Here is an 11,872-nt window from a genome sequence, read left to right as displayed (position 1 = left end):
ACTTGCAGTCTTCAGGGTTTTGTTCACAGTTAACTGTTAACCGTTAACTGTCAACCAACCAGAGTTTTCCTGGTGTCTATTGCGCGGTGGAACCACACTGAATCCTTCCCGAACTCAGAGGTGAAACGCTGCTGCGGCCACGATAGTTTAGGGGTAGCCCTACGCAAAAATAGCTCGATGCCAGGTTTATAATTCAAAACAAAACCCTCCTCAGATAATGAGAAGGGTTTTGTTTTTCTAGATTTTAATTTAAAAAATATTTTAAAAAATATTTTAAAGAAAATTGCAGCTAACTTTTAGCGTGACTAATACCAATTCTGTATGAAGATGCGCCTATAGTGCAGAACTAACTGCCAAGAGCATTAAGTACGCAAAGAAATAAGAAATTAAGAGATTTGGCGCAGTTTCACAAAGAAACGGTATAACTTTTTTTAATTGAACTGGGTATAAGGGTGTCAAATTAACCCACTCAAATCTCGTAATATTAAGTTTCTTATTTTTAATTTTCTGAAATGCCACTTGAACTACAAAATCTCACAGGCGGCTACGCTTTGACACCAATTGTCCAAGACGTTAACCTTACTCTGCAAACAGGAGAATGGTTGAGTTTAGTTGGTGCTAATGGCTCAGGTAAATCTACTTTACTCAAATTGGTGAGTCGTATTCTCTCGCCACAACATGGAACAGTGCTACTTGATGGCAAAGCTATTCACTCTCAACCTCCAAATCTAGTTGCACAGAAACTGGCATTATTACCGCAACAACAAACGCTTCCCGTTGGCTTAACAGTGCGACAATTAGTAAGTTTAGGACGCACACCGCATCAAATTTGGTGGCAATGGGAATTAAACGCTGGAGATCGGCTCAAAGTTGAAGCTGCAATTAAAAAGACACAATTAGAAAAATTAAGCGATCGCTTAGTCGAACAACTCTCAGGTGGTGAAAGACAACGCGCTTTTTTAGCTCTAGCACTAGCGCAAGAACCAAAAGTTTTACTATTAGATGAACCTACAACTTTTTTAGATATCAGCTATCAATTGCAACTATTGGAATTGCTTAAAGAACTAAATCAGCAGAAGGATTTAACTATTGTCACAGTTTTACACGAACTGAATTTAGCAGCACGGTATAGTTCCCGCATTGCATTATTAAAACAGGGTCATATTTGGGAAGTTGGTATACCTGAAGAAGTTCTGACACCAAATGCGATCGCACAAGTATTTGGTGTAGAATCTGTGATTATTCACACACCCGTTGGTTTACAAGTTTGTGCCATTTCCTCTGTCTTATAATGAATCAATTACAGTTATGACTTTTAATCTACGTGGGTTAAATGATAGGAATAAACATTGTTTATTTTCAAAATAATAAATAAATGTGATTGTAGGCAAAAAACTACCTTAAGCAAACATCTTTAAAGCTGCATAGCGTTTATGCCAAGCCAGCAAGAACATTCATCTAAAAACTTGAATACCTCATCTATTTACAGGATGGGGTATTCGATTCGAGAAATAACGAGAGGGCTGAACACTCATCCTAAGACTTGGTTTCTTGTGTCTGTGCGTCAATAATTACACTCCAGTCATCATTTGTCACAGCAGCTTCAAGTTGACGCTGACGTTCGGCTATACTCGCATCTATTGTTTCAGACTCTTTAGAGAGGGTTGTGTCAGCCATTGCTTTCCGCAGTTTTAGCTTTTTCTCCTCGTAAGCTTGACGTTCCACCTCTGACATTACCGCCTTAGTAGCTTCGCCTACTGTGCTAGCCCACATTTCGCTATCAGTTGCATTACCAGGTGGTGTACTTTCAAGTTCTGCTATCCACGCATCTCGCAAATCTTCCATTTCTTGACGCTTGGGGAACTTGAATGCTTGCACGCGTACAAAAGCACACTTTTGCTGACCATTTTGGCGAAGATGAGCGTTTAGGGAAAGCAACACATTCCGAGAATAGCCAACGTACTGCGTGCGGCATTCTGCGTCTAATACTGTGTAAACACCAGCAATTTTAGCGTTCTGAGCAGATGCACTCCAAGCCTCAAGGTCAATGATTTCAGTACCATTGTTTGCTAGTTCAGGGGTTATACTCACCTCAATGGCGGTGTGTTCGTCATCGGAACTATACAAAAATTCATGTAGTCCACGGTGGTTTATGGGAACATTTTGATGTTCAATTGGCGGGTTGTGCTGAGTTTCCATCGTAGTTTATCTCCGAGTATTAATTAGCGCTATACAAATATATGCCTTTAGAATATTGAAGCTTAAATCTATTCACATCCCCAAATTCTTGTTTTTAAAGATTCTGACAAAGCGAAAACAACTATTAGACCTTAAATGAATCAATTAACACCTAAAAATTGGATATTCATCAAACAGCGACTGACCCCTTATTTATTTTTACTACCCGCTTTAGTTCTTTTGGGCTTAACAGTCTTTTGGCCTGCACTGCAAGCGTTTTACCTCAGCTTTACTAGCTATGAAGATATTGCCCAGCTGCCACAATGGATAGGTTTCGCCAACTTCCTCAAGCTTTGGAAAGATGCAGTTTTTTGGAAAACCTTGGAAAACACTTTTTTATATCTTGTGGGTGTAGTACCAATTTTAGTAATTGCTCCCCTAGTGTTGGCAATTTTGGTAAATCAGAAACTGCGGGGGATGAATTGGTTTAGAGCAGCTTACTACACTCCAGTAGTAATTTCAATGGTGGTTGCGGGAATAGCTTGGAAATGGCTGTATGCAGAAAACGGATTACTTAATCAATTATTTAAAGCTTTAAGTATTTTTCCAGAAGGTATTCCTTGGCTAACTAGCCCAGCAAAAATTTTTGGCATTGTACCAATTTCTCTTGCCAGCGTCATGGCTGTCACCGTATGGAAGGGACTAGGCTACTACATGGTGATTTATTTAGCAGGGTTACAATCAATTCCCGCTGATGTGTACGAAGCCGCAGCCATTGATGGTTCTGATGGTATCAGCAAACATTGGGATATTACCATACCTTTGATGAAGCCGTATCTAGCACTAGTGGCGGTAATTTCGGCTATTTCTGCCACTAAAGTATTTGAAGAAGTATACATTATGACCCAAGGAGGCCCACTTAGTAGCTCGAAAACGATTGTTTATTATTTATATGAGCAAGCCTTCACCAACTTGGAAATTAGCTATGCTTGCACGATTGGGCTAGTGCTGTTTTTGATAATTTTAGGCTTGTCAGTTTTGCGATTAGTTATTAATTCGCAGGGAGATGATAATATCACAATTTAATATTACCTAAATTTAAATAATTAAATTTAGAAAAATCATTCCTTCTATTGAGAAGCAAGTAGAAGAGAGAACAGAAAGTAAATAAATTTTAGATAATCCGAAAGCGATACCTATTTTGGACTGCGCCTTCGCACTTTCAACATACCTCAGTTATTTTTTCTCTAAAATCGCGTTTGATACTCCACTACTGCACGACTGTCATCGGCTAAGTTAGTGGAAGCACGCACACGAAATTCGTCGTTTATTCGGTAATTAACACCCCATTGGAAGGGGTCATTTGTTGTCAAAATTTTGATGCTGGAAACGGATATCTTAGAAGAAATGTCAACCCCAGCCTCCGCTGCTAATTCTAAAGTTGAATTGCTTCTTCCAGCTTCGGGATTCTCAGAAATAACCGTGGGAAATATCCGCAGTTCACTTAAACCAAAAGTACTTCCAATCTGGTTAAAAGCTGACTGAAAATTGTTAAACACAGCCGATCCTGCAATGTTAATCAGACCCAAAGTACTGTCAGCGCGTCCTTGAGTATCTACAAATCCACCTCCTAAAAGAGCAACAATTTCGGTTTGACTACGTGAGGGACTGCTTGTTAGTTCTAGATTTTCATTCAGTTTGCTGGCTAGACCGTTGATAGTGGCTTCGACTCGAACACTCTCTAAGGCTGATAACCCTGTAGTATTTACCCGGCTGAAGTCATTACTTTGAGTTACATCGAATACTTTGGCAAATAGCCGAATATCTAAGTTAGGGTCACGAGGTTGAGAAGGGCTAAAAGTTGCGGTGTGTTTATAGCCACGAGCAAGGTTAAATTGGGTAGTAAATAAATTTACCCCTCCTTGTTCTAACTGGATAGTGCCATCGGGTATAGGCTGATTTATTAAGCCGTTAACTATGAGATTACCAGTAGCGCGGAAGCTGAGAATAGGGGCACGGGTAATTTGGACGTTTTTGCCTAATTCCAAATCTAGATTATTAAATCTAGCGATGCCTGACGGCAAGGCTGTCGCCAACGCATTTCCCGTCCCATTCCCAATTTCAGATTTGCTCTGCTTATTGCTATTTGTGGGTGATACGCCAATACTACTATTTGCAGATGAAGCGGTGCCGGTAGATTCTGCCAGCAAGACCTGACCATCAAATAAATTTACTTTACCACCAATTACTGGGTTAAGGGCAGAACCAGTAATCTGCAAGTTGCCGCTAGCACCTCCCTGGTAAAGTCCCTTGAGATTCAAGGTTAGCTGATCGAGATTAACAGCCAGGGGATTGTTGATAGTTACATTCTCATTGTTAAAGATGGGAATTTCTCCAGCAGCTTCTACTTTTCCACGGCTAAATCTACCTTGAAGATTTTCTACTAAGATGCTGTCAAAATTAAACAGCACTCTACCTGTGACACGTCTCAGTTTACCTGGCAAAGCCTGGGCTGAAAAAGTAGCATTATTGACAGTAGTAATTCCATTTACTTCGGGTTTTTGCAATGTTCCCCGTACCTTGAGGTCTACTTCTCCTTCACCTTCTTCAAATACTACTTGATTAGTCAATGCGTTTAACAGCGCCAATCCCTCGTTTTCTAACTTCACATCTAAAGTGATTTGATCGCTGTCTGGTGCAACGGTTGCAAAAGGCAATTTATAAGGTATGCTGCCAGTAATATCAACAGGTTTTGGCCCAGCAACTGCTACAGTACTATTAAAGTTTAAGCGCCCATTGGCATAGCTGAAACTTGCGATCGCTGACTCTATTTTGTTCTGATTTAGTACTCCTTCTGTAATTTGCAATTCCCCTCTAGATTGGGGATTAGCAATACTTCCTGCTAAAGCTGCTGTACCGTTGAGATTACCTCTGATTCCAACTGGTAGTTTGACAACATTATTCAGTAGTTGTACCGGAAAATTATTCACCCGTAGCTGTCCAGATTGTTCATCACCGCCAACGTTACCTGTAAAGGCAATCAACCTGTTTTCAGATTCAATTCGTAAAGGTCGCAAACTCAAAACACCGTTTTCAAAGTTGCCTTCGGCAATCACTTTGTCGGCAGTATAATAACGCTTTCGTTCTTCCTTTTTACCCCAGGCAAAGTTTTGTCCATTCAAATTAAAATCCACTGATAATCCATTGGCTGTAGCTGTATTTACAGCCACTTCCCCGTTGAAAGTCCCCTTTAAGTCTGCCAAATCTGGTATGGGAGTGGAATTAAGTCGCTGTTCTTCCTGTTTTTCTACCAAAGCTTCAATTTCAGAAAACCGTTGGATTTGGGTTAATAAAGGTTGATTTGGCACTCCTTGGGAGATGGTGGTTAAATCCACTGCTGTGCCATAGATTTCTGCTGAACCACCTGGCAAATTTTGTAAATCAAATACCTGTGTTACAGCGAGAACATCTTGGATCTCACCCTGATTGACGTTCAGTTTACCTTGTATTTGAGGGCCTTTAGGGCTTTGAGCAAAAGTACCGACAAGGGCGTAGCTACTTTTTCCTTTGACAAATTCGCTACTAGTGAGTGTGCCTTTACCATTGCTGTAGCGGAATTGAGCAGCTATTCGATCGCCTTTAACTCGACCAATTTGCGGATTAGCGATCGCTAAATCTCCTGTTGCTGCCAATGTCTGCTGATTAAACAGCAAATCCCCAGTTAATAACCCAGTTATTTTACCAGTCAGGCGAGTAACTGGTGGTGGAGTCAAATTCAGTATTTGTAACGGGAAATTTGCAACTTTGAGTGCCCAATCATTCCCTTGAACATTGCCTGTGGCTGATGCTTGCTGCCATTTGACTAAGAAAGATTTCGGGCGATTATTAGCATCTAAATTAAAGGCCAAGCGATCGCTATTTCCTGCCAAGTTCAAATTTAAACCGCGTCCCTGTGCTGAATCGATGTTTCCAGTTAACAACGGCTCAAAAGCAATATCTTGAACAACCAAGTCTCGTAAATTAATTTGCCCTACCACATTTGGCAAGGGCAGCTTGCCAGTTATTTGACCATTAAAATCTACTCTGCCAGCCACAGCAACCTGATTAGGAAGATTGATCGGTAACTGTTTTAAGTTGTAATTCTGCGCTTGGACGTTGAGATTTAGGGCAGTAATTTCCGGTATACCTTCCTTTCTTGCATTGGCTAATATGTTACCAGTAACACTTAAACCGGGAGCAGTTGCTCGCTCAATAGTAAGCCTTTCACCACTCCAAGCGATCGCAGCCGTCAGGGGTTGCTCAAAACCAGGAATACCTTGGGATAATTGCACCTGTCCAGCAGCACGCACATCAGCTAATTTGGATGATCCTAGTGTGCCAGCTAATTGCAACTGACCGCCAAACTGACCCCGCAATTGCTGATTTAACCGATTTAATTCCACACCAGAGGCATTAACTACAGCTTGATAGCGACCATTAGCCAATTGGATATTAGAGGCTGCGATCGTTCCACGTGCAACATCCAGCCTTCCTTGACCACTGGCTTGGATAGTTTGCGGTTGAAAGGACTCAACAGAACCCGCTATGTTTGCTTGACCAGTTAACATCCCTCGGAACTGCGGTGGTACTGCTGCTAACTGCTGCAACGGTAGATTATTTGCTTGAACTTGCGCTTGGTATAAACCATTACCAATTTTAATATTAGAGGCTGTAATAGTTCCACCTGCAACATCCACCCGTCCCTGACCACTAGCTTGGATAGTTTGCGCTTGGAAGGACTCCACAGAACCCGCGACCTTTACTTGACCAGTTAAGGCTCCCTGGAACTGCGGTGGTACTGCTGCCAACTGCCGCACAGGAACATTATTTGCTTGAACTTGCGCTTGGTATAAACCATTAGCAAGTTGAATATTAGAGGCTGTAATAGTCCCACGCGCAACATTTACCCGCGCTTGACCGTTGGCTTGAATAGTTTGCAGTTTAAAAGAATCAACAGAACCCGCTACATTGAACTGACCAGTTAATGCTCCCTGGAACTGCTTTGGTACTGTTGCTAACTGCCGTACAGGAACATTATTTGCTTGAACTTGCGCCTGATATATACCATTAGCCACTTGAATATTAGAGGCTGTAACCGTACCACCGCCAATAGCAAGGCGACCTTCACCACTACCACGGAGGGTTTTCAGGCTGAAATTATCTCTGTTGCCTGCGATTTGGAACGTACCTGCTAAAGGGTTATTTAAAGCTGGAGGAGACTGTTTCAATATTTGCCCCAACCGTACACCATTAGCTACAAGTTGAGCAGAAAAGCTTTGGTCTTGCAGTTGGATATTAGAAACTGCAACTGTGCCGCCACCAATTTGAACTCCTGCACCATAACTGCGAATCGTGGCAATTTTAAATGGTGCTGTGCTGCCTGAGAGAATGAGACGACCATTAAACTGTGCTTCCGCCAAAGAGACATTTTGCAGTTGACTTTTGTCTACAAAGGATTCCAACTTGACCCCAGACGCAACAGCCACAGCTTGCCAACGCTCATTGGCGTAACTACCAGTTGCCCGGACTGTACCACCACTCACATTCAGAGCCACATTGCGGAAAGAGACGTTGCGATTTGGAGCGATGCCTGCGGCAACTCCAGAGGAGAACGCAACTTCACCAGTTCCGGGATAAGTTCCATTAGGAGCCTGAAATTGTACCGCAGTTTGGACATTGGTAGGAGCGCCAGTTAATTGGGCAGTACCTGAGACATTGCCAATTTGGAAAGTGGGCGTTATGTCATAAACTTTTGCGATCGCATCCCCTGGAAGATTCTTGGCAGCGAAATTTATATCCAGTTGAGGGTTTTTACCGAGTTGAATTGTACCAGCGCCCGTGATATTACCACCAACTTTAGCTTTACCTTGAATATCTTTCAGGGTAATTAAAGAGGAACTAGTCGCAAGCTCAAACTTACTACTGATGCTATTAAAATCAACTTTGTCAATCCGAGCAGTTTGAATAGTGGTAACTGTGCCTGAGATAATTGGCTCTTTAGTTGACCCGGTAATCTGCAAATCAGCTTGTACTTGTCCAGCGATCGGCAGAGGCAGTTTTACCTTCAGAGTCTCTTGGGCATTAGCCAAACTCACCGCATTTACTCGCCCTGCCAACTTAAAGCCTGCTTGAGTGTCGATGATTCCCGTAGCCACTACCGGAATTTTGCCGTAGTTGGTAGTAACATTATCTAACTGCAACTCCGTTCCCTGGAAGCGGAGATTTCCTTGGCTATCGGTCAACAGTTGTGGGACTTTGGGTATTTGAACTGTTAGACCTTGCACAGCAGCGCTGCCATACAATAAAGTCTGTTGTCCTGGTGTTAACCTAACTAACAAGTCGCCATTGGCTCGACCCGCCTGTAAGTTCACTGGTAATTTAATTAATCGACTAATATCCTCAGCCAGCAAGTCTTGCGATCGCACTTGAAAGTTGCCTGCTAGCACCCTAGAACGCGTCTCTCCCTGAATAGAAATACTGCCACCACTGTCTGCTTGACCCCCCACATCAAACCTGATCAACTGGTTATTTGCTAAAAGTTGGGCAGAACCGTTGATTTGAGAAAATGTTACGGGGGAAGCAGGAGAAGAGGCAGAGGGACGGGGTGAGGGGGGCAGAGGGGAAAACTCTTCTCCCCTGCTAAGAGCTCCCTGCTCCCTTGCTTCTTCCCCTGCTCTCTCATCTCCCCCTGCCCTCTTCTGCGGCATTAACGCCAGCTTGGCATTACGAAATCGTAATTTGTCCAAATCGGTTTTAATAGCGCCACCTTCACGCGACGGCGCTATATTAGTGGAAACCCACCGCCCTTGGTTATCCTGTTCAATATAAATATCTGGGTTGACTAAGGTAACATCTAGCTTTAGCTGTCGGTTAAAAATTAGTTGTAAGGGGTTAAAACCCACCTCTACAACTTCAACTGCGGCCCGATCTGGATCTGTGGGTGTGGCTGGGATAGCTGAAGCCCCAAATTGCACTCCCGTCAACGAAAATTGTGTGACTTTTCCCAGTTTTACCGGACGGTTGAGTGTAGTAGTGAGACTTTTTTGTGCTAAGGGTGTTAACTCAGTTTGGACAAAAGTCCACAACCGATAAATACCAACAATAACTCCTAACAGCAAAAGTCCGCCCAAAGCAATGCTACCCCGACTCAACACCAGCAACCACAGACGCTTGCGGATAGGGCACGGGGAGAGAATATCTTGATTGGGAGATTTAGTCATTTGCTTTTACAGTATTAATTGCCAGATGTCGCTGGTACACACAAGCATTAACTGGCACGCTGATTCAGTATGCCATTTCCAGGATACGCCAACTAAACCCAAGACCTCATTGGTTAAGTTACGGTATTTGCTTAATCCAATACTTATGCTTCATAATATTGGCGTTTTCAGGTAAATCTGATCTGAATAGAGTGAAAATAGTTCCTGTGACTTTCGCTGAGGCACAACGTAGAACTTTAATATGGATAGACCTTAAAAAAGACAGATGATTACACCAATGCGTGTCTTTGTGTTAATTTTTAATGCTCGAACGGAAAATGAGGGGATTCACACGATTCGGGAAGGCGAGCGCAATAAAATTCTGATGTTCGAGTCAGAAGATGATGCCACGCGCTTTGCCCTGATGTTAGAAGCTCAGGATTTCCCTGCGCCGACACCAGAACCGATCGATGCTGAGGAAATCAAGGAATTTTGCGAAAGTGCTGGCTATGAGTGGGAAATTATTCCAGAAAACAGCAATTTAGTTGTCACTCCCCCAGAACTGAACGTAGAAGAAACCGACTGGCAAGCAGATGCCCAGAAGGTGGATACTGTTGAAGACACCTTCCCTCTCAATCAACAGCCACTAGAAGAACCAGAATTGTCTGATTCTGAACTAGAGAAGATGCGTCGCAAATTGGAAGGATTGTTGTAATTAGTCATTAGTCATTAGTCCTTGGTCACTGGTCACTGGTCATTGGTCGCTAACTGACTAATGACAACGGACAAAGGACAAAGGACAAAAAACAAATGACAAACTTGCAGGAACGCGGACATCTTTTAACCGAACTGGTAAATCCTAACAGTCTAAACTTAGACCAGCTCAGCCCTCTGGAATTGGTGGAGTTGTTTAATGACGAAGACCAAAAGGCAGTTGCAGCAGTTGCAGCAGCGAAAATTCAGTTGGCACAAGCAATTGATAGCACCGCAGAGCGTTTGCGCCACGGAGGACACCTATTTTATATCGGTGCAGGGACAAGTGGTCGGTTAGGGGTGTTAGATGCTGCTGAGTGTCCACCTACTTTTTGTACACCTCCAGAGTTGGTACAGGGGATTATTGCTGGTGGTGCGGGTGCGCTGGTACGCAGTTCGGAGGATTTAGAAGACAGCATCGAAGATGGTGAGGCTGCGATCGCTCAACGCCAAATTACCCAGCTAGATGTTGTAGTTGGCATTACCGCAGGTGGGACAACGCCTTATGTCCACGGTGCGCTTCGTGCTGCTCGTCAGCGAGGAGCCAAGACTATTTTTATCGCCTGTGTTCCCGCAGAACAAGTTAGCTTTGATGCCGATATTGACATTCGGCTTTTGACAGGGCCAGAAATAATCGCCGGCTCAACTCGCCTCAAAGCTGGTACAGCCACTAAATTAGCTTTAAATATCCTTTCGACTGGGGTGATGGTGCAGCTAGGCAAAGTTTATGGTAATCGGATGGTGGATGTAGCAGTAACCAATCAAAAGTTACGCGATCGCGCTTTGCGAATTTTGCAAGACCTCACAGGTTTAAATCGGGAAGCCGCTGGTTTTTTATTAGAACGCAGTGGTAAATGGGTGAAGTTAGCATTATTAATGCACTGGACTGGTTTGGAAAAAGAGGAAGGCGATCGGCTTCTTTCAGAACACCAAAGCAATCTTAGGGCAGCTGTTGTCAGCTATCAAAACCATAAGCAACCTTGAAAGAATTTTCTAGATAAATACTAGATATCTAGTCAAAAAGAATGTAGAGATGTCGCAGTGCTACGTCTCTACAAGGTTTCTGGATAAAGCATATTTAAGCTGTTCGTCAGCTATTTTTACAAAGTAATTTAAGGCAGCAAACGGGTTCAGGTGCTAAATTCTCAAATTTAGATGCGCGTCACTTTAATTCTGGAAATGTCAACCTTATAATATGACTGCTACTTGTCTTAGTAGCATACCTGTTTTTCAAAAAAATATTTTCTAGAAAAGCTGACATTAACTAATATAGTTAAAAATAGTAAACTTAAATAAATATTTTTAACATCTATTGTCAATTTCAATAACTAAAACCCAACTCCCTAGAGACTTCTAATCTTTTTTAAATAAAAATTCAGAACTTATACGGATATAATTTTGTATGAAAATTCTTAAGATGAGATATCAATACTTTGTACATCATGATGTAGACTATGGCAACCCACTTGAGTCATAAATATTAGCAGAAAAGTAAAGTCTGGCAATAAAAACTCTATGCTAGATAGATTATTCTTTAGTAGTAACATTTTTGCTATTTTCCATTTACCTTGCTTTTAATAATATTGATTTAGACCGCTATATACCAAACGTATCTGCACTTATCACTATCTAGACGCTGTGATAAAAGTGTTATTTACCTTTAACAAGGGACTTAAGAAACTTGTCTAATTAATTAAGATGGT

Annotated in this window: 6 protein-coding genes and 1 rRNA gene; 5 read left to right on the top strand and 2 right to left on the bottom strand. The window is 42.3% G+C overall.

Translation table 11 applies throughout. The annotated features are described in order from the left end of the window. Positions 1-68 precede the first annotated feature (68 nt). A 5S ribosomal RNA gene (gene rrf, locus H6G97_RS25685) occupies positions 69-186 on the top strand. Between the two features lie 326 nt (positions 187-512). Further along, positions 513-1,292 (top strand): ABC transporter ATP-binding protein, encoded by a 780-nt coding sequence (locus tag H6G97_RS25680; RefSeq protein ID WP_190943437.1) that lies wholly within the window; start codon positions 513-515, stop codon positions 1,290-1,292. Positions 1,293-1,536: 244 nt separating this feature from the next. Here H6G97_RS25680 and H6G97_RS25675 read toward each other — a convergent pair whose 3' ends face one another. Continuing rightward, positions 1,537-2,199 carry a GIY-YIG nuclease family protein gene (locus tag H6G97_RS25675; RefSeq protein WP_190943436.1) on the bottom strand — a complete coding sequence of 221 codons (663 nt, stop codon included), beginning with the start codon at positions 2,197-2,199 and terminating at the stop codon, positions 1,537-1,539. Positions 2,200-2,334: 135 nt separating this feature from the next. Between H6G97_RS25675 and H6G97_RS25670 the strand changes: the two genes are divergently transcribed. Further along, entirely contained in the window at positions 2,335-3,264 is a 930-nt protein-coding gene (locus H6G97_RS25670; protein ID WP_190943435.1) for a carbohydrate ABC transporter permease, read from the top strand. A gap of 161 nt (positions 3,265-3,425) precedes the next feature. On the opposite strand, the gene H6G97_RS25665 is transcribed toward H6G97_RS25670, so the two are convergent. Then, positions 3,426-9,437 carry a translocation/assembly module TamB domain-containing protein gene (locus H6G97_RS25665; RefSeq protein WP_190943434.1) on the bottom strand — a complete coding sequence of 2,004 codons (6,012 nt, stop codon included), beginning with the start codon at positions 9,435-9,437 and terminating at the stop codon, positions 3,426-3,428. A 265-nt stretch (positions 9,438-9,702) separates the two neighbouring features. Between H6G97_RS25665 and H6G97_RS25660 the strand changes: the two genes are divergently transcribed. Beyond that, entirely contained in the window at positions 9,703-10,131 is a 429-nt protein-coding gene (locus H6G97_RS25660) for a DUF3110 domain-containing protein (protein WP_190943433.1), read from the top strand. A 95-nt stretch (positions 10,132-10,226) separates the two neighbouring features. Further along, a complete protein-coding gene (gene murQ / locus H6G97_RS25655; protein WP_190943432.1) occupies positions 10,227-11,153 on the top strand; it encodes an N-acetylmuramic acid 6-phosphate etherase in 927 nt (308 codons plus the stop codon). Positions 11,154-11,872 lie beyond the last annotated feature (719 nt).

It is taken from the genome of Nostoc flagelliforme FACHB-838 (assembly GCF_014698065.1).
Lineage (GTDB): Bacteria > Cyanobacteriota > Cyanobacteriia > Cyanobacteriales > Nostocaceae > Nostoc > Nostoc flagelliforme_B.
The sequence above is the reverse complement of the archived record's forward strand: the minus strand, read 5'-3'. Positions and strand labels throughout refer to the sequence as shown.